The sequence below is a fragment of the Magnetococcales bacterium genome, assembly GCA_015232395.1.
GTDB lineage: Bacteria > Pseudomonadota > Magnetococcia > Magnetococcales > JADFZT01 > JADFZT01.
This window is the reverse complement of record JADFZT010000062.1, coordinates 1-22,510: the sequence shown is the minus strand read 5'-3', so window position 1 is coordinate 22,510 and position 22,510 is coordinate 1. Positions and strand designations below refer to the sequence as shown.

The following is a 22,510-nucleotide window of genomic DNA, read 5'->3' as shown; positions in this document are numbered from 1 at the left end:
CCCTTATTTCCCATCCAGCCTATCCCATCAGGGTTCATAGCCCAGGTTGGGAGCGAGCCACTTTTCAACTGTTTCCACATCCACCCCTCGTCGTTTGGCATAATCGGCTACTTGATCCCGGCCAATGGGGCCGACTCGGAAATAGCGGGCTGATGGGTGGGCAAACAGGTAGCCGCACACGGAAGCTGCTGGATGCATGGCTTGGCTTTCGGTGAGGGTCATGCCGGTCAGGTTGGTGGCATCCAGGAGTTCAAACAGGGTGTTTTTTTCGGTGTGGTCTGGGAGTGCCGGATAGCCTGGAGCTGGACGAATGCCCTGATATTGTTCGCCAATGAGTTGTTGTGGATCGAGATTTTCTTGCTCGGCATAGCCCCAAATTTCCCGACGGGCTTTCAGATGGGCATACTCGGCGAACGCTTCAGCCAGCCGGTCTGCCAAGGCTTGTACCATGATCGCGCCATAGTCGTCTCCGTCTGCTTCGAGTTGGGTGGCGATCCCACCCACTCCATCTACCCCCAACCCCGCAGTCACCGCGAAAAATCCCAGATAATCGGCGATTTGGTCTTCTTTGGGGGCGACAAAATCTCCCAGGGAGAGATACCCCTTGCCCTTGGGTTTTGGTTTTTGCTGGCGCAGCGTGTGGAAAACAGCGCGCGGGGTTTGGCGGGTTTCATCCGGGTAGATGGCGATATCGTGATCGCCCACCCGGTTGGCTGGAAAGATTCCCACCACCCCTTTGAAGCCGGGTCCGCTGTCGCTCTCCTGTTCCCAGCGATCCAGCCAGGCCTGGGCATTCTGGAAAAGCTCTCTCGCCTGCTCCCCTTTGACCAGATCATCCAGAATGTCGGGATAGCGACCGGAAATTTCCCAGGTGTGGAAGAAAGGGGTCCAGTCGATCAATGCCCGCAGCTCGGCCAGGGTGGGCGTGAGGGGTTGCAGCTCCCCTGACTGCCTGGGCATTGCCGGAACATACCCTTCCCAATCCAATGCGGGCCGATTCAGAGTGGCTTCGGCAAAGGGAGTGAGGTTTTTATCCGAGGCCGCGCCATCTCCCCGCATCTCCCGAATGCGCGCCTGCTCTTTTTTGAGATTGGCCAGCAGGGGGATGCGTCTTGTTGGAGAGAGAAGATCCGACACCGCCCGGACGGCTCTCGGGGCATCCTTCACATGGAGGGTGGGGCCACTATAGTGGGGGGCGATGCGTACGGCTGTATGGGTGGGTGAGGTGGTGGCTCCACCGATCATGAGGGGGATTTTGAGTCCTCTCTTTTCCATCTCCATCGCCACATCGCTCATGCGCTCCAGAGAGGGGGTGATGAGTCCGGAGAGGCCGACGATATCCGGAGAGTCGGCTTCGATACGGGCGATGATGGTTTCGGTGGGCACCATCACCCCCAGGTCGATCACCTCAAAATTATTGCATTGCAGCACCACCTTGACGATATTTTTACCGATGTCATGGACATCTCCCTTAACCGTCGCCAGCATCACCCGACCCTTGGTGGTGATCTTCCCCGCTCCTTTTTGGTCAGCTTCGATGTGGGGGATCAGCAGGGCGACGGCCTGCTTCATCACCCGGGCGCTTTTGACCACCTGGGGCAAAAACATTTTTCCCGCCCCAAAGAGATCTCCCACCTGATTCATGCCATCCATCAGGGGGCCTTCAATCACATCCAGAGGCTGACTCGCCGCCAGACGGGCCTCTTCCACATCATCATCAATAAATTGGGTGATTCCCTTGACCATGGCGTGGCTCAGGCGTTGGGCGACCGGCTCTTCCCGCCAGGCAGGCGTCTGGGCCTGGTCCGGGGCTTGGGAGGCTTCGTTTTTGAGGCTTTCGGTCAGCTCCAGCAGGCGATCCGTGGCATCTTCCCGGTGATTGAGCAGCACATCCTCCACCCGGGTGAGAAGCTCCTTGGGGATCTCCTCATAGACCGCCAGCTGTCCGGCATTGACGATGCCCATATCGAGACCCGCCTGGATGCCGTGATAGAGAAAGGCGGCATGCATCGCCTCCCGGATGACGTTGTGGCCCCGGAAGGAGAAGGAGACGTTGGAAACGCCCCCGGAGATGAGGGCGTGGGGAAGATTTTTTTTAATCCAGCGGGCGGCTTCAAAAAAATCCAAGGCGTAGCGATCATGCTCGGCGATACCGGTCGCCACCGCAAAGATGTTGGGATCAAAGATGATATCCTCAGGGGGCAGGCCCGCCTTTTGGGTGAGAAGATCATAGGAGCGTTGGCAAATTTCGATGCGCCTGGACAGCGTATCCGCCTGCCCCTTTTCATCGAAAGCCATCACCAGCACTGCCGCCCCATAGCGGTTGGCCAGACGGGCTTGTTCCAGGAAAGGCTCTTCCCCCTCCTTCAAGCTCAATGAATTGACCACTCCCTTGCCTTGCAGGGTCTTGAGACCCGCCTCCAGCACCTCCCACTTGGAGGAGTCGATCATCACCGGCACCTTGCAGATGTCGGGTTCGGAGGCCAAAAGATGGAGAAAGCCGACCATGGCGGTTTGGGCGTCCAGGAGGGGATCGTCCATGTTGACATCGACGATTTGCGCGCCGTTTTCCACCTGCTCCAGGGCAACGGCCAGGGCTGTTTCAAACTCTTCTTCCCGGATCAATCGGGCAAACCGCTTGGAGCCCGCCACATTGGTGCGCTCACCGATGTTGACAAAGAGAGACTCCGGGCCAATCTCCATGGGTTCCAGGCCGGAGAGTCGGCAGCGGGGGGGGATGGTGGGGAGGGCGCGGGGGGGCATGCCAGCGACGGCTTTGGCCATGGCGGCGATATAGTCCGGTGTGGTGCCACAGCAGCCGCCGACTACATTGACCAGACCCGCCCGGGCGAAATCGGCAATCTTTTCGGCCATCGCCTCCGGGGTTTCATCATACCCCCCCAGATCGTTGGGGAGTCCGGCGTTGGGATGGACAGTGATATGACAGGGTGCTACCTGAGCCAGTTCTTTAAGATGGGGCAGGATCTGCTCCGCCCCCAAGGCGCAGTTGAGTCCCACCATCAGGGGCTTGGCGTGGGCGATGGCGTTCCAGAAGGCGGCGACGGTTTGCCCGGAAAGAGTGCGGCCACTCTGGTCGGTGATGGTGACTGAGACCATGATGGGCAGGGGGGATTGTTCTGCTTCCAGCCATTCGGTGATGGCAAAGAGGGCCGCTTTGCAGTTGAGGGTGTCAAAGACGGTCTCTACCAGTAAAATATCCGCCCCCCCTGCAACGAGCCCCCGCAAGGCGTTGGCATAGTCGTCCTTCAGTTGATCAAAGGTGACGTTGCGAAGGCCGGGATTGTTGACATCCGGCGAGAGGGAGGCGGTGCGGTTGGTGGGGCCCAGCACCCCGGCGACATAACAGCTGCGGCCAGGGGTGTTGGCCATGATTTCATCTGCTGCTTCCCGGGCGATTCGGGCACCGGCCTCATTCAACTCAAACACCAACTCTTCCAGGGCATAATCGGCCATGGAGATGGCGTTGGCGTTGAAGGTATTGGTCTCGATGATATCCGCCCCCGCTTCCAGATAGTGGGTGTGGATTTCCCGAATGATCTGGGGTTGGGTCAGGTTCAACAGGTCGTTCATCCCCTTGAGATCAACGGAATGGTCTGTAAACCGGCTCCCCCTGAAGGCGGCTTCACTGAGGCCATACCCCTGGATCATCGTGCCCATGGCACCATCCAGAAGCAGGATGCGCTCCCTTAAACTGGTTTCAAGTGGAATTGCGGGGTTTCGGTTTGAAGACATTTTGGGTACCCTGTGAAAAGAATAAAGAGATGGAATCATAAAGGCTGGGTGATAGCCTTGTCATGGTGGAAGATCGCATGACGGCAATTGCCGGGTTGAGCAGGCGGCATTTGGTGGGGAAAAGAGCCCCATGGCAGGCTGACGACAGCTTGCTTGAGTGGGTGTAACCGGTCCACTTTCAAGGTTTTGTATGTGTTGGATTGATTTTTGGCCATTTTGGATGGCATTTATAGACATGGACGCGTTGGGTGTCCCAGCGGTGACTGAAAAGGCAAGTGGAGGCGATGGAGATGCGTTTTTCTCTGGCACTGGTAATGGTTCTGGCGCTCTTTTTTTCCGGGGAGGTGGAAGCCCGGGAAGTTTATAAAAGTGGGCGTTTTACGGTGCGCAAGGTGGAGGGAACCTGCAAACTGGAAGTGGCTCTGCCCCTTTCCGGACAGGATACGGCAGCCATTCTGGCTCTGTTCCCTACTGATGACTATTACGGCGAATTTTTTACCGAGCGCCGCCGGATCGGCATGGCCCGGGACAAGCTCAAAATCAGCTTTGACCGGGGGGAGAACCAAGAGGTGGGTTTTGTCCCTGACTCCTCGGCCAAGGATAGCTACTGGCGTTGGCAATATTTGGAAAATACCCAGGGGCTTCTGGAAAAAATCCGCAAGATGGACCGTATGGAAATAAGCTTTTCCAACGGCAAGAAAAATTTTAAATTCAAGGTTTCCCTCAAAGGTAGCTCCAAGGCGGTCAAGGCTCTGCAGAAGTGCCGCTGACCCCTTTTGACTGCTGATCCCTTTTGGCCGGTTGTGCTGATTTCCTTTGGCTGGCCGTGCTGATTTTTTCAGCCTGGTTTTTCCAGCCAGGGGAGCGGGTAATCGGGGTGTTCCAAGCCTGCGGGGGCTCCTGACACGGTCACCGGTATTTCCCCCCCAGTGGTATGGGGGGGGTGTATCTGTTGTTTCTGATGCCCAAGAGATCACCACCCTCCTTTTCTCCATTGGGCATTTTCTGTCTGGAGCAGTTCCCCCTACGCCGCTCCGTAGCGATCCCGATAAGCCCGGATGGCGTCGAGTTCCTTGCTGCGGGAAGGATCTTCTTCCAGCAGGCGGATCAAATCTTCCAGACGGGCGATGGCCGCGACCGGGGCGTTTAAGCTTTGGGCCACTTCGGTCGCTGCCCCCAGGCTGCCTGTCCCCCGCTCCTGACGGTCCAGAGCAATCACCACACCCGCCAAGCTCCCCCCCTCCCGGTTGATCAGGGCGACCGACTCCCGAACCGAAGTGCCAGCACTGATCACATCGTCGATGACCAGTGCCCGTCCACTGATGGCCGCCCCCACCAGGGTGCCGCCTTCGCCGTGATCCTTGGCTTCCTTGCGGTTGTAGGCGTAGGGCAGGTCCCGGTCATGGTGTTGGGCCAGAGCGATGGCGGTGGCGACTGCCAGGGGGATACCCTTGTAGGCGGGTCCGAAGAGCATGTCGTGGGGGATGGCCGAGGCTTGGATCGCTTCGGCATAAAATTGACCCAGGCGGGCCATGGCTTGGCCGCTGTGAAAAAGGCCGGCGTTAAAAAAATAGGGGCTTTGTCTTCCGGCCTTGGTTTGAAACCGGCCAAATTTCAGAACCCCTGTTTCCAGGGCAAACCGTAAAAAGGCGGTGGCGGTGTCATTGGGCATGGCATCTCTCTGGTTGACAACGTATTCTATTTGTCCCCGATCACGATATTTTTGATTCGGGCGGGTATGGATGGTTTCAAAAACAGACCTTTGAAGCCTCTCTGTCCCATAAAAAGGTGATCCCTATTTTAGCCTGACGGCCTTCCCGGGGTCACGGCGATTTCCTTGCAGAGAGGGCCATGAGCGGTAGAAACACTCCAACGCCCCCGGGGCCGACCTCCAAATGGGTGCTCATCGGCCTGATCCTCTTGGGGCTGAATGCCTGGGCCCAGTATCTGCTGTGGTTTGACGATTTGGGGTTGGTGCGCTGGCAGGATACCCAGCGGCAGTTGCGCGAAGTGCGTCAGGAAGTGCGTCTGGCTGAGGAGCGCATCCAGCTGCTTAAAGAGGAAATCCTGATGATCGAAAAGGAACATGTCGCTCTGGAGGAGGTGGCCCGGCGCAATTTGGGGCTGGTCTATCCAGATGAAATTCTCTTCATCATTTCCGAGGAATGAAGCGCCTCTTTTCCTTGCATTGGTCGAAAAAAACTTTATAGTTGGCAACACTGGAGCGTGGTTTCGGGGTGTGACAGTCGGCTTGGCCGGCTTTTTTTTATGGTTGACTGGCAGCGGAATCATCTCGGCTATTGTTTGGTAGTTCGTTGATTTTTAAGTGTTTATCTCTGATGGGAATGGCCGTCTCAAGCTGAAATCGGAGTTGAAAATCCCGAAAAATCGGCGGTAATCCCTTTTTAGAAGACGGCCATATGCGAATTCCAAAAAGGGAAATGACGGATTCTGAATTTTCCGGAGCGTAGGTGGTCTTCCGCTTGATTGGAGGCCAATCTAGTGGTGTGGCGAAAGGTGCCAGGTAGAAGGCGAAAGGTACCAGGTAGAAAATGTCGGGAATCGTGGAGCGGGTGGCCGAACTGGCTGTCAGCGCAGCAGAGGCCGAAGGGTGTGAGTTGGTCGATGCGGAATACCTCAAGGAAGGGGGCGATTGGATACTCCGGGTCTATGTGGATCGGGCCGAAGGGGGCGTGGGGCTTGCACATTGCGCCGCCGTCAGTGACCGCTTGGAAGGCCTTTTGGATGTCCATGATCCCATTTCAACCCCCTACCGACTGGAAGTCTCCTCACCGGGATTGACCAGACCACTTAAAAAAAAGGAACACTTTCATCAGTTTGCAGGCAAGCTGGCGGTCATCAAAACCTTTCGTCCTCTGGTCTTGGAGGGGGCAGGTAAAGAGATGGCCCGCAAGCGATTTTCTGGTATGCTGGAAGGGATGGAGGAGGATAAGGTCCTTCTTCGGGAAGGCGAGGCGCTTTGGCGCATCCCGTTTGACCTGATCAGCAAGGCCAACCTGGACTTCGACCCTCGGGAAAACGACCGATGATTCAAATCGGATCGTTTGGAAATAACAGGCAGGTTTCGTTCATGCGTACTAGTAGGTTTCGTTCATGAGTGGGGATATCGTACAGATCGCCGAGCAGGTGGCCCGTGAAAAGGGCATTAAACGGGAAGTGGTCATTGATGCCATGGAGACGGCCATTCAGACCGCCTCCCGGCGCAAATACGGTGCCCATAAGAACATTCAGGTGCGCTTCGACAAGGAAAGCGGCGAATTTCTCCTGAATCAACTCCGTGAGGTGGTCACCTCCGACGAGATCGAGGATTTCGAGCCCGACCTGCATATCACCCTGGAGGATGCCCAGAGTCTCAATCCCGATGCCCAGGAGGGGGACTTTATTGCTGAGGCGCTGCCCACCATCGAGTTTGGTCGCATCGCCGCCCAGACCGCCAAACAGGTGATCGTCCAGAAGGTGCGGGAAGCAGAGCGGGAGAGCATCTACAAAGAATATATCGATCGTCGTGGCGAGCTGGTCAACGGCTTGGTCAAGCGGGTTGAGCGCAACAACATCTATGTTGATTTGGGTCGTGCCGCCGCTTTTCTCCCAGCTGAAAATCAACTCATGCGGGAGCACTATCGCCCCGGTGATCGTATTCGTGCCTATATCCAAGAGGTCCGGGATGTCAGTCGCGGCCCCCAGATCATCCTCTCCCGAACCGACCCCCAACTGGTGGTCCGGCTCTTCGAGATGGAAGTCCCTGAAATTTATGACTCCATCGTCGAAATCAAGTCGGTGGCGAGGGATCCCGGTTTTCGTTCCAAGATTGCCGTGCGTTCCAACGACCCCCACGTGGATCCGGTAGGAGCCTGTGTGGGTATTCGCGGCTCCCGGGTGCAGGGGGTGGTGACGGAACTGCAAGGCGAGCGGATTGATATTATCGAATGGTCTCCGGATCCGGCTGTGTTCGTCTGTAACGCCCTGGCCCCGGCAGAAATAGCCAAGGTGGTGGTGGATGAGGAAGAGCAGTCCATCAAAGTGGTCGTGGATGAGGAGCAGCTCTCTCTGGCCATCGGTCGTCGGGGGCAGAACGTCCGTTTGGCAAGCGACCTGACCGGTTGGCGTATCAACCTCATCACCGAACAGGAAGACGCTGCCAGTCGCACCGAAGAGTTCCACCTTCTGGCCCAGTCTTTCATGGAGCATCTGGATCTCGACGAAGAGGTGGCTGGTGCGCTGATCCAAGAAGGTTTTTCCACCCTGGAAGAGGTCGCCTACGTGCCCCTGGAAGAGTTGGCGGGCATTGAGGGGTTTGACGAAGAGATCGCCCAGGAGCTGCGCAATCGCGCCCGGGAACAACTGCTGCAAAAGGCTCTGGAGACCGAAGAGCGCAAGGAAGAGTTGTCGATTGATCCCAGCCTTTCCCAGTTCGATGGATTGCCGGAGTCGTTGCTGATTCCCCTGGCTGAAAAAGGCATCTCCACTCTGGACGATCTGGCTGACCTGGCTTCGGACGAACTGGTAGAACTCACCGACAGCGCCGTGGGGCTGGAAGATGCCTCGAACGTCATCCTTGAGGCGCGCCGTCAGGCAGGTTGGTTTGATGATGAGCCCGGTGAGGGGTGAAGGGAAGCAGGCTTCGGTACCACACAGTCCGGGGGAGGTGGACGCTCTCTCTGTAAAGGTGACTGAGACGCCTGATCCGCTTCTGAAAAAATCGGCTGACCCCATTTCTTCCGGTCAGGCGGAGCAGGCCGATCTTTCCCGGATGGAGCGGGAAAATCCTGCCCCACAGAGCCGAAAGGGGCCCTCCGGCCCGGAACGAAACTGTGCGGTGAGCCGGGAGAGTCATCCACGGGAACACCTGCTGCGTTTTGTGGTGGATCCCGGAGGGCGGGTGGTTGAAGATTTGACAGGACGCCTACCGGGAAGAGGGGCCTATGTGGTCCCCACCCAAGAGCGAATCGGAGTCCTGCTCGGTAAACGTTCCCCTTTGGGGCGGCTGGCTGGTTCCGGCAGGCATCAAGGGCAAAAACTGACTTACCCCGATCCGGCAGAGCTGCTGGAACGACTGGGGCCCGCCCTGACCCGGCGTTTTATGGAGGGCCTTGGTTTGGCCCGGCGGGCTGGCAACCTGCGCATGGGGCTCAGGGAAGTGGAAGAATACCTCTCCCGAAATGAAGCGGCTTTGCTGCTTCTGGCAGGGGATACGGCAGACAACACCCGGGAAAAATTTGGCCGGGTGATGGCTCGAAATCAGGTTAAAGAGATGTTCGAGCTTCTGGATCGTGCACACTTTGGCAGCGCCCTCGGGCGCGGTGCGACAGCTGTGTTGGGTGTGGTGGGAAAAGGTGCTATCCGCCGAACCCGGGCAGATGTTTTTCGATGGCGCGCCTTTCACATGGATTGAAAACGGCATTTTGGTGGAGAAGGTTCTTTTGAAATCAACCAAGAAATCCGACAGCAACGACAAAAAGCTTCAGCTCAAGGCCCCGCGGCGAATCGTGCTTCGGAAAACGGTCGAAGGGGGCTCGATCAAGCAGAGCTTTTCCCATGGTCGCAGCAAAAGCGTGGTCGTGGAGGTGCGTCGCAAGAAGACCTTCGTCAAGGCGGAAGAGGATTCTGCGAATCTGGCAGCCTCAATGGGTGGAGAGTCTGAAGCCAACGGCGTTGGCTCTTCGGACACTCTGTTTGCCGGTGGCCAGGAACCCAATGCCGATTCTTCCAAGAATCCCAATAAGCAGCAGCAGATTCTGCGACCGCTGACTCCCCAGGAGCAGGCTGAAAAGCGCAAGGAGCGGGAAGAGGCTGAACAGGAGCGCAAGCTTCAGGAAGCCGAAGAGGCTCGTTTGGCGGCGCTGGAGCAGGAAGCCGAAGAGGCTCGCCTGGCGGAGGCCGAAGCCCAGGAGCGGGAAGCGGAAGAGGCCAGTGCTCAGGAGGCTTCTGACGAAGCCGAAGAGGTGGTCCAGGAGCCTGAAGAGGTCGCCGAAGCGACCAGTCCGGCCACACAAGCTGCCGCTGAGCCCCCCTCTTCGGATCTCCCGCAAGAGCCTGCTGCCCCAAGCGCGTCGGATTCGGATCGTGCCGACGAGCCGGTTGAAAATGTGGCGGCGGAGCCTGAAAGTGCGGACCAGCAAGGGAGCGAAACGGAGGCCAAGCCCCAGTTGGAATCCGAAGAGTCCCAGGAGGAACCGGTCGCCGCTGAGGCCTCTGACACGCCGGAGCCTGAGGCCAAATCCGCCCCCAACGAGGGGGATGCTGACAAAGCCAAGGTCAGCACCAGTAGGGACACCGCCGAGGAAGAGCCCAAGGCCGCTGCCAGCAAAGAGGAGGAAGCGGCAGCTGAACCCGATAAAAAACCACGCTCCAAAGCCAAAGCCAAAAAACTTTCCCACGCCCAGCGGGAAGATGTGGCCCGCAAGAAAACCGAAGCCCTGGTGGCCAAACGGTTGGGTCAGTTGGAGGAGCTGCGGGAGCGTAAACGTCTGGATGAGGTAAATCGCGCCCAGGCCAAGGAAGAAGAAAGCAAGGCCGAACCCGCCAAGGAAGCGGGTGCTCGGGAAACCTTGCGGACCAAAGGACGCCGCAAAGGCAAAAAAGGGGTCACCCAACCCGGGCCCGGGGCCGTTTCCTCTCGGAAGGGGCGGGGTAGGGATAAGGGGCGCAGGAAGGAAATGGTCGCGCAACCTCCCCCTCAGCCGGTGGTGCGGGAAGTGATCGTGCCGGAAACCATCACCGTTGGCGAGTTGGCCAGCCGGATGGCAGTCAAATCTTCAGAAGTGATCAAAGTGCTCTTCAATCAGGGCATGATGGTGACCATCAATCAGGTTCTCGACCAGGATACCGCTGTTCTTCTGGTGGGTGAGATGGGGCATAAAGCCAAGCTCGTCTCGAAAGAGGCTGAGGTGGCGGCGGAACTGGCCGATACCTCGGATGCCGAGGAGACTCTCAGATCCCGACCACCTGTGGTCACGGTGATGGGGCATGTGGATCACGGCAAAACCTCCCTGCTTGATGCCATCCGCAAGACCGATGTCACTACTCGGGAGTTTGGTGGTATTACCCAGCATATCGGTGCCTATCAGGTGGCCCTGGCCAGTGGTGACAAAATCACCTTCCTGGACACCCCGGGCCATGCGGCCTTTACCGCCATGCGTTCCCGGGGAGCCAAGGTTACCGATATCGTGGTGCTGGTGGTGGCTGCTGACGATGGCGTCATGCCCCAAACCATTGAGGCGATCAATCACGCCAAGCAGGCCAAAGTGCCGATTGTGGTGGCGGTCAACAAGATCGACAAACCCGAAGCCAATCCCGACCGGGTAATGCAGCAATTGAGCGAATATGACCTGATCCCGGAAGCTTGGGGAGGAGATACCATCTTCCAGCAGGTTTCAGCCAAAAGTGGTGAGGGGTTGGAAACCCTGAAGGAGATGATTCTGCTTCAGTCGGAAATGTTGAATCTCCAGGCCAATCCCGGCAAGTTGGGCCGGGGAACCATCGTCGAAGCGAAGCTTGACAAGGGGCGGGGACCGGTGGCGACCTGTCTGGTTCAAAACGGTACCCTCCGGGTAGGGGATATCTGTGTGGTGGGCACCGAGTGGGGGCGCATCCGCAGCCTGTTGGATTATAACGGTCGAGAACTCACAGAAGCGGGACCGGCCATTCCGGTGGAGATCATCGGTCTCTCCGGTGTTCCCAACGCCGGTGACGATCTGGTCTGTCTGCCCGAGGAAAAACGGGCCCGTGAGATTGTCGCGTTCCTCTTGGGCAAAATCCGTGAGAAAGAGCAGGCCAAGCAGGGTCCGACTGCCATGGATGAAATTTTCAGCCAGATCAAGAAAGAGGACACTGACGAAATCAAGGTGCTGGTCAAGGGGGATGTTCGGGGCTCTGTGGAGGCGGTCTCTGATGCCTTGGGCAAGATTACCGAAAGCGAAGAGGTGCAGGTCAATGTGATCCACACCGGCGTAGGTGGCATCAACGAATCCGACGTCATGCTTGCCATCGCTTCCGACGCCATGATGATCGGCTTCAATGTCCGGGCCGATGCCAAAGCCCGGGAGTTGGCCAAGCGGGAAGGGGTCTTGATGCGCTTTTTCAGCGTCATCTACGACCTCGTAGACGAGGTGACCAAGGCCCTGGAAGGGAAGATGCGGCCTACCATCAGCGAACGTGTCGTGGCCCAGGTTCTGGTCAAGGAGGTGTTCCGCATCTCCAAACTCGGCAACGTGGCCGGGTGTCTGGTGACCGAAGGGGTGGTCACGCGCAATGCCCGGGCCAGGCTGCTTCGGGACAACGTGGTGACTTATGACGGTGACATAGGCGACCTCAAACGCTTCAAGGATGACGCCAAGGAAGTGCGGGAGGGAATGGAGTGTGGCATCGGCCTGGATAAGTTTAACGATATCAAGGTCGGGGACACCATGGAAATCTATGTGCGGGAGGAAGTGCGCCAAAGCCTGACCGGCTAACCCCGGTGTGCGGCGCTTGAGCCGCCAAGGGATTGGAGCCTGACTTTCCAATGATCCTAAATCCGGCAGTTGGGCGTGTGTGGCTGGTGCAGGATATTGGTTCGCATAGTGAACAAGATTTTCTCCCGATTTGCTTGGTGGATCAAGAAGCTGGGGCATGTGCGTACGCCTAACTGCCGGACTTAGGATGATGCAGATTGGCTCTCTCCAGATACGTCTCGATTTTCCAGGAGTGCACTCCCTCAAGGAAAAACGGAGTATCGTCAAGCGTCTGATGCATCAGGTTCGCAACCGCTTCGAGGTGGCTGCTGCCGAGGTGGCCCACCAGGATGTCTGGCAGACCGCTGGACTGGGATTTGTCTCAGTTGGCAACGATCCGGCACACCTGCAAAGCCGAATGCAAAAGATAGTCAATTTCATCGAAAACAGCGGTGAAGGGGTGTTGGTGGACTTTCACCTGGAAATTATCTCATGAGCATCCGAACTGATCGGGTAGCGAGTCTGGTCCGCCGGGAACTTTCCGACATGCTGACCCGAGAGGAGATCCACGACCCGCAACTCAAGGGTATGGTCTCCATCTCCGAGGTGGAAGTGAGTCGTGACCTGCAAAATGCCACCATCTATTTTTCCGTTATGGGGGCTGAGGCCTTGGAGGTCCAAGGGGCCTTCACCCGGGCAGCCGGATTTATCCGCACCCAGTTGGGCCGCCGCCTGAAGTTGCGCCAAACTCCCAAACTCCGTTTTGAGATCGATCAATCCTTTGAGTATGGTGCGCGGATGGATCGCGTCATCAACTCTTTGGATATTCCCCCGGCAGAAGAGGAGGGGGAAGAGGGAAGCGGTGAAGAGGGGCTGGCATCGGGAGAGAAGGACTCGTCAGCATGAGGGGGAGGGGTCGAAAGGCCAAGGGTAAGCCCCTTCACGGTTGGTTGGCTATCCATAAGGAAGCGGGACTGACCTCCACCCGGGTGGTGGAACTGGTCCGAAAGATCACCCAAGCTGCCAAGGCGGGCCACGGGGGAACCCTGGATCCCTTTTCCGAAGGGTTGTTGCCCATCGGTCTGGGGGATGCCACCAAGACCATCGCCATGGTGTTGGAGGGGGATAAGGCCTACCGCTGCTGGGTGCATTTCGGCAAGGAGACCGATTCCGGTGATCTCACCGGCAAGGTGACCCGGGAAACCGGTGAAGTGCCGATACAGAGTGACCTGGAAGAAGCGCTCACGCACTTTCAGGGCACCATCACCCAGATTCCCCCCCATTTTTCCGCCATTCGGGTGGATGGGGTGAGGGCCTATAAATTGGCCCGGCAGGGCAAGAGCGTGGAGATGGCCCCCAGGGAGGTCACCCTCCACGAAGTGACTCTGGAAAATTTTACCAATGGGGTCGCAGAGCTGAAGGTTCGTTGTGGCAAGGGCACCTACATGCGTGCCCTGGCCCGGGATTTAGGTAGTCACCTGGGGTGCGGAGCCCACCTGGAACGACTGGTGCGGACCGATACTTTGGGGTTTAAACTGGAAGATGCCGTTACCCTGGATGGTTTACGGGAAAAGGTATCCCAGGATCTTTTGCAGGACGTTTTGTTTCCAGTCGATCGGGTGCTGGACGACATCCCGGCACTTCGATTGCAATCAGAGGCCTGGCAAAAAGTGCGTCAGGGACAACCGGTTTGGGTAGAGGCTGAAAACCTGGGATCGGGGCGGGTACGTCTGTTGACTCCTGAAGGCCGTTTTGGGGCCATTGGGGATCTGGGGCGTGATGCCGATATTCTGGGCCGACGCAACTGCCGACCAAAAAAACTGTTTCTGGCAGCAGCCGGGCAGTAACATCAAAAACAAGGAGGGTTTTCGATGTCGATTACACAGGAACGCAAGAAGGAATTGATCGAAGAGTATGCTCTGGCCAAAGGAGATACGGGTTCACCGGAAGTCCAGGTGGCTCTGCTCACAGAGCGGATCAATAATTTGACCAAACACCTGCAGGCCAATCACAAGGATCACCACTCCCGGAGGGGATTGCTGAAAATGGTGGGCCTTAGAAGACGCCTGCTGACCTATGTACAGGGACAGGAAAAGAGCCGCTATCAGCGCCTGATCCGTCGTCTCAATCTGCGTAAATAATCATTGTACGGGTAGATTTCTGCTACAGTGAAATGAAGGGAACAGATAAGCCTTATGTTTGATATTCACAAGAAAAGCTTTGAATTTGGGTCGGCCACCATGACCCTGGAAACCGGGCGCATCGCCAGGCAGGCGGATGGGGCGGTTTTGGTGAGCTGGGGGGAAACCATGGTTTTGTGCACGGCTACGGCGGAAAAGAGCCCGCGGCCGGGAATGGACTTTTTTCCTTTGGGGGTTCACTACCAGGAAAAAACCTGGGCAGCTGGACGGATTCCCGGGGGGTTTATCAAGCGGGAGACCCGGCCTTCGGAAAAGGAAATTTTGACTTCCAGGCTCATCGACCGTCCGTTGCGGCCCATGTTTACCAAGGGCTTTGTCAACGACACCCAGGTGGTCTGTACGGTGGTCTCTTTCGATGGGGTCAATGATCCGGACATGGCGGCGATGGTGGGGGCTTCTGCGGCGCTTTCCATCTCCGGCATTCCTCTGGAGGTTCCCATTGCCGGGGCCAGAGTGGGCCATATTGATGGGGCGTTGAAACTCAACCCCACCATGGAAGAGATGGAAAACAGCCGCCTGGATCTGGTGGTGGCCGGCACCGAAAGTGCGGTGACCATGGTGGAATCGGAAGCCGATTTTCTCTCTGAAAAAGAGATGCTCGACGCCGTGATGATGGCCTTTGATGGCTTCCAGCCTGCCATCGCCGCCATCAAGGAGCTGGTAGCCGATTGCGGCAAGCCCCACTGGAAGGTTGAGCCGCCCAAGGTGGATGAAGCCCTTAAGAGTGAAGTCACCAGCCGCTACAAGGCTGAGATGGAAAAGCTCTACACCATTTCTGCCAAGCTGGAGCGTCAGGAAGCGGTTTCTGCCCTGAAGAGTCGGGCGGTGGAGGAGCTGGTAGAGGATGGAGACAAGGGTCGTGTCGCCGAGGTAAGGGGCATGATGAAATCCTTGGAGGCTGGCGCCATCCGCGAAAAAATTCTGGCTTCCGGTACGCGGGTTGACGGACGCGGCCTGACCGATGTCCGGCCTATTGTTTGTGAGGTGGGGGTTCTGCCCCGGGCTCACGGTACGGCGCTCTTCACCCGGGGTGAAACCCAGGCGTTGGCCGTTGTGACTCTGGGTACGGGTCGGGATGAGCAGATTGTCGAAGGGATGTATGGGGAAAAGCGGGATCATTTTTATCTCAACTATACCTTCCCTCCCTACAGTGTGGGTGAGACTGGGCGCTTGGGTGCGCCGGGGCGTCGGGAGATTGGTCACGGTAAGCTTGCGACCCGTTCCATGGCGGCGATCCTGCCCGACCTGGAGACCTTTCCCTACACCAAACGGGTGATTTCTGAAATCACCGAATCCAACGGTTCCTCTTCCATGGCGACGGTGTGCGCTTCGGTGTTGGCCATGATGGATGGTGGTGTGCCCATCACTGCCCCGGTGGCTGGTATCGCCATGGGTCTGGTCAAGGATGGGGAGCGGTTTGCGGTGCTTTCTGATATCAATGGCGACGAAGATCATTTCGGCGACATGGATTTCAAGGTGGCTGGCAACGACAAGGGCCTCACCGCTTTGCAGATGGATATCAAGATCATGGGGGTCAACCGGGAGATCATGGAGGTGGCCTTGGGCCAAGCCCGAGATGGCCGACTCCACATCCTGGGAGAGATGAACAAGGCCATCACGGCGCCTCGTGCCGAACTCTCCACCCACGCTCCGAGAATTTTGACCATCAAGATTCATCCCGACAAAATCCGCGACATCATCGGCCCCGGGGGCAAGGTGATTCGGGGAATCAGCGAAGAGACCGGCTGCCAGATCGATGTGGATGATGATGGCACCGTCAAGCTGGCTTCCGCTGACGGCGAGAGCGCCAAGGCCGCTGAAAAGGTGATCAAGCAGATCGTTGCCGAGGTGGAAAAAGGGGCGATCTACAGCGGTAAAGTGGTGCGGGTGACCGACTTCGGGGCCTTCGTCAACATTTTGCCCAACAAGGACGGTCTGGTGCACATCTCCCAACTGGCCAATCGCCGGGTTGCCAAGGTGACCGACGTGGTCAAGGAAGGGGATGTGGTCACGGTCAAGGTGCTCGATATCGATCGCCAGGGCCGGGTCAAGCTCACCATGAAGGACGTCAAAGAAGAGTAATCATCCGCAAAAAGGAGCTTGCGGTTCGTATAAAGAGGGCGTTCCGGCTGTTTGATCAGGCCGGAACGCCTTTGTTCCTTTACTCAAACTGAATTTCGGATTTGGCCTTATGGGACGACTTTTCTCAAAGGGGATCCGAGCTAAAACGATCCTGCTGACAGTGGTGGGGTGGCTTGTTTGGCTGCTCTTGCCAGCTACCCTTGGAGCGGCCGGGGGGGCTTTCCTGGATATGGATCGTTCCCTCACGGCAAGTGGTCGTCCATCGACCTTTTCACCTCTGCCGCTGCCCGACTCCGGGGCCATACAGGCCAGCCGCTCCCCTTCGCTTTATTCAACGCAACACTCCCCCTTTCAACAGATGTTCGGGTCGGAACTGCTTCCCTTCGGCTACGATCTTTTTACCCATGCGCCACCTCCCAGCTCTCCCGGTAACCTATCGATCCCGATGGATTATACCCTGGGACCGGGGGATGAACTTTTGGTGCGCACTTCAGCTGACAGCCAACGCACCCACACCCTCATCGTGGATCGGGAAGGGTTTGTTCGTCTGCCGGGGATGGCTCCTTTGGCTGTTTCAGGCATGGGCCTATCTGCTGTGCGGGGGGTGCTGGAACAGGAAATTCGCTCGGAGCTGCCGGATCAGGAGTTGATTCATCTGGCACCGGGGGCGCTACGTCCCATCCGGATTTTTATTCTGGGGGAGGTGCGAAAAGCCGGGGCCTATCCGGTGCCGGCGCTCTCCACCATGACCGAAGCTTTGGCCCGGAGTGGGGGGATCAAACCCATCGGTTCCCTGCGGCAGATTCAGCTCAAGCGTCGGGGACGGGTGATCGGTCGGTTGGACCTGTATGACCTGTTATTGAGAGGGGATACCCGGGGGGATCTTCGCCTTCAGGGAGGGGATGTGATTTTTGTGCCCCCCCTTAAAAAGGCCGTTGGGGTGAGCGGAGAGGTGATGCGCCCGGGCATCTATGAGCTGGTGGAGCGGGAAAGTGTCGGCTCCCTGCTCACCATGGCCGGGGGATTGTTGCCCACCTCCTATCCCACCCAGGCCAAGCTTACCCGGATCGACCCCAGCAAACAGCGGGTGCAGCTGGATCTCGACCTGGAGCGGCGCGACTCTCTCTCCACCTCATTGAAAAATGGCGATCTGTTAAACGTTCTCAAGGTGCTGGAAGAGCAGCAGCAGGTGGTGACCCTGGCAGGTCAGGTGCAGCGCCCTGGCAGTTATCAGTGGCGTCATGGCCAGCGTCTGGTGGATGTGATCGATTCCCGGGATGATCTCAAGCCGGGCAGCGATCTTTCCTATGTTTTGATCAATCGGATCAACCCTTCCGATGGCCGTTTGATGAGCCTTTCCGCTCATTTGGAACAGGCGTTGGCAGATCCTTCTTCTGAAGAGAACATTTATCTCCATCCCAGGGATAAAATATCGGTTTTTGCCTTGGCTGAAGACCGCACCCTGAGTTTGGCTCCCACCATTCGCACCCTGAAGGGGCAGGCCCGAGGGGATCTCGAACGGCTGGTTTCCATCAGCGGCCACGTCAAGTTTCCGGGAGAATATCCCTACCATGCCGGAATGGATCTGGCCACTTTGATGGATGCCGCCGGGGGATTGCTGCCGGGGGTGGACAGGGAGTATGGATTGATCGTACGCATGGGGACCACCGGGGGGGTGGAACCCTTTTCGGTGAGGCCTGAAGAGCTGCTCAATGGGCTGGGTGGGGAAGAGCCTTTCCCTCTGGAAGTGGGGGATCGGGCGATCTTTTTTCCTGCCTACGATCCCCCCTCCCGGGGAGATGTGCCGGAGAGTTCTACCGATTCTCTTCTGAGCGGTGGTGCTGGGTTGAGCCGTACCCTCTCCCCGGTGGTGAGGCCTGTCGGTTTGCAGCCGAGTCGGGTCATGAGCCAGAGTGGTGCAAACGACCGGAGCCAGGGCCATGTGGCCGGCAGAGCCCCTCTGGATCCATTGGTTCTACAGTCTGCAGAGCGGTTTGATGGCCCAAGGGGCTCCGATAGCGGGGCTCTCTCCAGGCAGAGGCTGTTGGCGCCGGTGTTGGATGCTTTGCAGGCTCAAGCCTCCCGGAGTCTCCCCAGCCGTGTGGCCACCATCACTGGGGCGGTGCGTTCCCCCGGAGCCTACCCTCTGGAAGAGGGGATGCGGGTGAGCGATCTTATTCGGGCGGGTGGGGGGCTGGCTGAGCCTGCCTCTCCCCTGGCAGCAGAGCTGACCCACTATACGGTCACGGTGGATGAGCAGGGGGTGAGCCGACACCAAGAGGTGGATCTGGCCGCCATTCTCAGTGGTGACCCGGCGGCAGATATGGAATTGCAGCCCCATGACGTGCTGGAAATCAGGACCATTTCCCACTGGGGCTCAGAAACCCGGGTGGGGGTGTGGGGGGAGGTGGATTTTCCCAAGGGGTATACGTTGATAGAGGGGGAGTCGATCCAGGCGTTGATCGCGCGTGCTGGCGGATTGACCAGTCAGGCATTTCCGGAAGGGGCGATTTTTTTGCGCGCCTCTCTGCGGGAGCAGGAGCGAATGGAGATCGATGCCCTGATCGAACGGCTGGAAGCTGTTCTGGCTGAAGCCCCCTCAGTGGGGCCGGGAGCGATTGACCGGGGCAGGGTGGCTGGTCTGATCGAAAAATGGCGTCGGGTTGAACCCCAAGGCCGCCTGGCCATCGATCTGCCCGGGTTGCTGAAGGGGGAGGTGGCCCCAAGTGAAGCGGAGAGGGTGGCGGATGAAGAGTGGGCTGCTGAAAAGGAGCTGCCAGCTGAGGTGATTCTGCGTCACGGTGATGCCCTGATCATTCCGAAAATATCCAATGAAGTGAGGGTGCTGGGGGAGGTCAACCGCCCCACATCACACCTTTATCAGCCGGGGCGGGATCTGGCGGATTATCTGGAGCTGAGTGGCGGCATGACCCCTCTGGCGGACAAGTATCATGCGTTTATCGTCAAAGCCAACGGCCAGATCGCCCCCCAAGGCTCCAACCGCGCCTTTGGCCCCCTCTCCTGGTTTTTCCTGGGGCCTGATTCCAGCCCAGCTCCCGGGGACACCATTGTGGTGCCCATGGATCTCAGCAGAATCCTCCCTGACAACACCCTCTCCAAGGAAGAACTCACCCGCCTGCTCCTGAATCAGGCTGTGACACAGGAGGCTTTTGTTATTAACCCGGCAACTCAATAGGCGAGCTGGAAACCTGTCAAAGCCTGCATATATAAGGGTTCAGGCAAATTTGTTTTGCCGGTCTGGTTGCCGGGTTAATAGTTTGAACAATAATTAATGACTGATTTTTTTTGGTCTAATTGGACGAGTAAAACTATTTATAGAGAAGGATGTTATTGGGGCAAGGAATACCAAGGGTTGGATTATTGACAAAATTACTGGTGGGCCTCTAGGTAAAGCAGACCTGTATTGACAAGAGTGTAAGGAAGGATGCAGAGAAAAAAATATGCCAGGACTGCGATGAAGTCCGGAAATTTTTTTAGATAAAGGTTAAGAAGAGGTGTCGAATTTTCATTGTACTGCTAAGTTGTTTTTAATATTATTCGTGTTATGTGGAGCGGTCGACTGGGCTTGCTGGAAGACATCTTATGACGCGGGGTATTAAGAGTGTTGATTGTCCATAAAACGTATTTAACAAGTGACCAACCCAGAAAAAAAACAAACAATCTGATCTGGGCCGCAAGGAAGGCAAGGACTCCAGCGTGATGATCGTGAAGAGACTTTTGTTTAGTCACAGAGTTTTGTGGTTTTTTGAGCGGGCAAATTTTATCCAAAACCCTATTTATAGTGTGAGGATGCTTACTAGTAATCCGAAAGTAAAATTTGATGATAAGGTGGAAGACTCGGAGGGAAAGTGTATAAAAGATGATGTCTGTTCTTCTTCGGCTGTTTCCACGCGTTTTATTTTGGAGCCTACAATAGGGTATCTGATTTGGTTGTTTGTTGGGTTCAACTATGTTGCTTGGCCATTGTATATAGCTGCTATTTCAAATATGCATGAAGAATTAAGGTTTGAGCTGTTTGGGCGTGTGATGTTTGGTCACGAAATATTGGGTGGGGGGCTGGCTTTTATACCACTACTGATTACAGTTGCATTGTTGTTTTACTATATTATTGAGTGGAAAAAGAAACCAATCATGAGAAACTCAAGGCCATGGCACAGGAACTCTCCTTTGGTCAGGCTGAGTAGGCTTATTGGGATTTTTATTGTTCCCTTGGGGGTGATGTTTCTGTCGGCTTGGTATGCATATCTTGGAAGAGATTGGGTCTTTGATCCTTTTAAGGTTATTTCCCCTAACATAAACAATTTTTTGTTATTTTGTGCTGTGATTAGTTTTGGAGTCCCTTTCTTGTTTTATGCAGGCTGGCTTATGTTGGGCCGTTTAATTTCAGCATGGCCTTTTCGGCTGACCCTGCTTGATACAGCATGGAAAGATTCAAGTTTACTAGAGGTCTCCAGGAGACTTCTTAAAGCGGGTTGCCAAGAAAAGAAGATCCATTCCAAAAGATGGCGAACGCGTGATGATATATCTCAGCAAGTATTGCGTTCAGCAGTCTATAAAACCTTTTTGTTCACAGAAGATGATGGATCCATTTCCTTTAGATGGGGGCGGTTCATTGTTATGATGATGGGGCCAGGGGTGCTGCCGCTTATTCCATTACTGTTCGCGCCGGATATTATTGAATTTTTTGGGCAGGCTCTATTTGAAGATGGAACACAAGAAAGGGTTCTTCCTTTAATGGGTGCCTGTATTTCCTCCTGGGCTGTATGGTTCATTTCTTTCTATTTGTATTTAGGGAATACGCATCTCGAGGATTTTTATTTTAAAGAAGCTCAAGATACGCTAGCCAGGCTGCCGGGAGTGAAGCTTGAACAGGTGGGGTTTGCAGCTTCATTGCTGAGAATGTTTAGGGGAACTCAACTATCACTTACTACCCTATTAGCTTTTGGTGTGGTTCCGGCTTATCTTACATGGTTAGGTGTTTTGTTAAAAAAATAATCTGTTTTGTTTAAAATGAGATTTTGCAGTCTAATTTGTTTTTGTTGGGTTGTCTAGTGATATTGCTTAGAATTTCGAATGACGCAGTTGTTTCCATGTGACATTGAACTATAAGGTGAAAACAGAAATGAGTAATAGGCCTAGGTTATATCGAGCTGTCCGACCAGATGATTCTGCTGGTTTTACACTTAAACCTCAGTTGGTATTGGCCTACGAAAGAGCCTGTAATGATTTAGAGGCAAGATTTACTGTCTTACTTCGTGAAGCCAAACATCTGCAAACTACAGCTGCCTATCTTTCAAACAATCCACATGTATTGTCTTGTTTGAAAACAGAGGAAGAGTTCCCACAAACCAAACCACCAATAGACCCCTACGATTTATGGCCTTCATCGTGCCAAGGAGAGCTTACTGATAGTACGGCTTGGTTGGTTCGCCCCATGGCCATCGCAGTACAACAAATAAAGAAAGACATATGGTACGACCTTCGAGAGCGCTTGGACGAAATGCACCAACGTGTTTTTGAATGGAATGATAATGAAGGCCGGCAAAGTTCAGGTGCAACACAGAGGGATGTGTTGATAGATGTAAGAGAGTTTTTGTTGTATCAAACTATTCTCCGAAATAGAGCTGGAATTTATGCTGATATGCTAGGAAAGCTTCAGGACAGGCTGGGGCAGACATTGGAGCATGTCTATCCAGAACAGCCAGGTCCAACTGTCCGGCGCCGTATGGAGAGAAAAATAGCAGATACTTATCTGACCGCACTTTGCCGATGGAGTCATCGCGATCTAGTGATTCTTGCAAAAGATAAGTTTGATTGTGAGTATCCATTTAAGACACTTCCTATGGCCGTTCAATTTTGGGAGCATGAATCTACCTCACGCCATACATCTATGCAGACAGACAGAGACTACCGTCTTTGGAGGCAAAAAATATTTGAGTCAAAACGTGAGGATAGGAAGAAAAAAAATAACGCTGAAATTCAAGGCGACGCTGCATCCCC

16 protein-coding genes are annotated in these 22,510 nt (G+C 55.8%); 14 read left to right on the top strand and 2 right to left on the bottom strand.

All coding sequences use genetic code 11. The features are described 5' to 3' along the window. Positions 1–27: 27 nt before the first annotated feature. Positions 28–3,753 (bottom strand): methionine synthase, encoded by a 3,726-nt coding sequence (gene metH / locus HQL52_15255; protein MBF0370807.1) that lies wholly within the window; start codon positions 3,751–3,753, stop codon positions 28–30. Between the two features lie 290 nt (positions 3,754–4,043). Between metH and HQL52_15250 the strand changes: the two genes are divergently transcribed. After that, positions 4,044–4,523, top strand: a complete 480-nt coding sequence (locus tag HQL52_15250) for a hypothetical protein (GenBank protein ID MBF0370806.1) — start codon at positions 4,044–4,046, stop codon at positions 4,521–4,523. 254 nt (positions 4,524–4,777) lie between these two features. Here the strand turns inward: HQL52_15250 and pyrE are convergent, their stop codons facing one another. Next, positions 4,778–5,425 carry an orotate phosphoribosyltransferase gene (gene pyrE, locus HQL52_15245; GenBank protein MBF0370805.1) on the bottom strand — a complete coding sequence of 216 codons (648 nt, stop codon included), beginning with the start codon at positions 5,423–5,425 and terminating at the stop codon, positions 4,778–4,780. A 179-nt stretch (positions 5,426–5,604) separates the two neighbouring features. Here pyrE and HQL52_15240 point away from each other — a divergent pair, with 179 nt between their 5' ends. The 13 genes from HQL52_15240 to HQL52_15180 form a co-directional block, all read left to right on the top strand. Further along, complete coding sequence (locus HQL52_15240; GenBank protein MBF0370804.1) at positions 5,605–5,922, top strand: septum formation initiator family protein; 318 nt, start codon at positions 5,605–5,607, stop codon at positions 5,920–5,922. A 383-nt stretch (positions 5,923–6,305) separates the two neighbouring features. Then, positions 6,306–6,803, top strand: a complete 498-nt coding sequence (locus HQL52_15235) for a ribosome maturation factor RimP (protein MBF0370803.1) — start codon at positions 6,306–6,308, stop codon at positions 6,801–6,803. Between the two features lie 64 nt (positions 6,804–6,867). Further along, positions 6,868–8,382: a transcription termination/antitermination protein NusA gene (gene nusA / locus HQL52_15230; GenBank protein MBF0370802.1), complete on the top strand. Its 1,515-nt coding sequence runs from the start codon at positions 6,868–6,870 to the stop codon at positions 8,380–8,382. Continuing rightward, positions 8,360–9,166 (top strand): DUF448 domain-containing protein, encoded by an 807-nt coding sequence (locus HQL52_15225; GenBank protein ID MBF0370801.1) that lies wholly within the window; start codon positions 8,360–8,362, stop codon positions 9,164–9,166. The genes nusA and HQL52_15225 overlap by 23 nt, the downstream gene beginning before the upstream one ends. Continuing rightward, positions 9,132–12,227 (top strand): translation initiation factor IF-2, encoded by a 3,096-nt coding sequence (gene infB, locus HQL52_15220; GenBank protein MBF0370800.1) that lies wholly within the window; start codon positions 9,132–9,134, stop codon positions 12,225–12,227. Before HQL52_15225 ends, infB begins: the two co-directional genes overlap by 35 nt. 190 nt (positions 12,228–12,417) lie before the next feature. Then, positions 12,418–12,702 carry a DUF503 domain-containing protein gene (locus HQL52_15215; protein MBF0370799.1) on the top strand — a complete coding sequence of 95 codons (285 nt, stop codon included), beginning with the start codon at positions 12,418–12,420 and terminating at the stop codon, positions 12,700–12,702. Next, a complete protein-coding gene (rbfA, locus tag HQL52_15210) occupies positions 12,699–13,112 on the top strand; it encodes a 30S ribosome-binding factor RbfA (GenBank protein ID MBF0370798.1) in 414 nt (137 codons plus the stop codon). Before HQL52_15215 ends, rbfA begins: the two co-directional genes overlap by 4 nt. After that, positions 13,109–14,053 (top strand): tRNA pseudouridine(55) synthase TruB, encoded by a 945-nt coding sequence (gene truB, locus HQL52_15205; protein ID MBF0370797.1) that lies wholly within the window; start codon positions 13,109–13,111, stop codon positions 14,051–14,053. Before rbfA ends, truB begins: the two co-directional genes overlap by 4 nt. Positions 14,054–14,077: 24 nt before the next feature. After that, complete coding sequence (rpsO, locus tag HQL52_15200) at positions 14,078–14,347, top strand: 30S ribosomal protein S15 (protein ID MBF0370796.1); 270 nt, start codon at positions 14,078–14,080, stop codon at positions 14,345–14,347. Positions 14,348–14,401: 54 nt separating this feature from the next. Next, positions 14,402–16,489, top strand: coding sequence for a polyribonucleotide nucleotidyltransferase (pnp, locus tag HQL52_15195; protein MBF0370795.1), 2,088 nt, complete (start codon positions 14,402–14,404; stop codon positions 16,487–16,489). Positions 16,490–16,598: 109 nt separating this feature from the next. After that, positions 16,599–19,685, top strand: a complete 3,087-nt coding sequence (locus HQL52_15190) for an SLBB domain-containing protein (GenBank protein ID MBF0370794.1) — start codon at positions 16,599–16,601, stop codon at positions 19,683–19,685. Between the two features lie 521 nt (positions 19,686–20,206). Continuing rightward, a complete protein-coding gene (locus HQL52_15185; protein ID MBF0370793.1) occupies positions 20,207–21,505 on the top strand; it encodes a hypothetical protein in 1,299 nt (432 codons plus the stop codon). Positions 21,506–21,632: 127 nt separating this feature from the next. Continuing rightward, positions 21,633–22,510, top strand: an 878-nt coding sequence (locus tag HQL52_15180) for a hypothetical protein (GenBank protein ID MBF0370792.1), incomplete at its 3' end; no start/stop codon positions are given.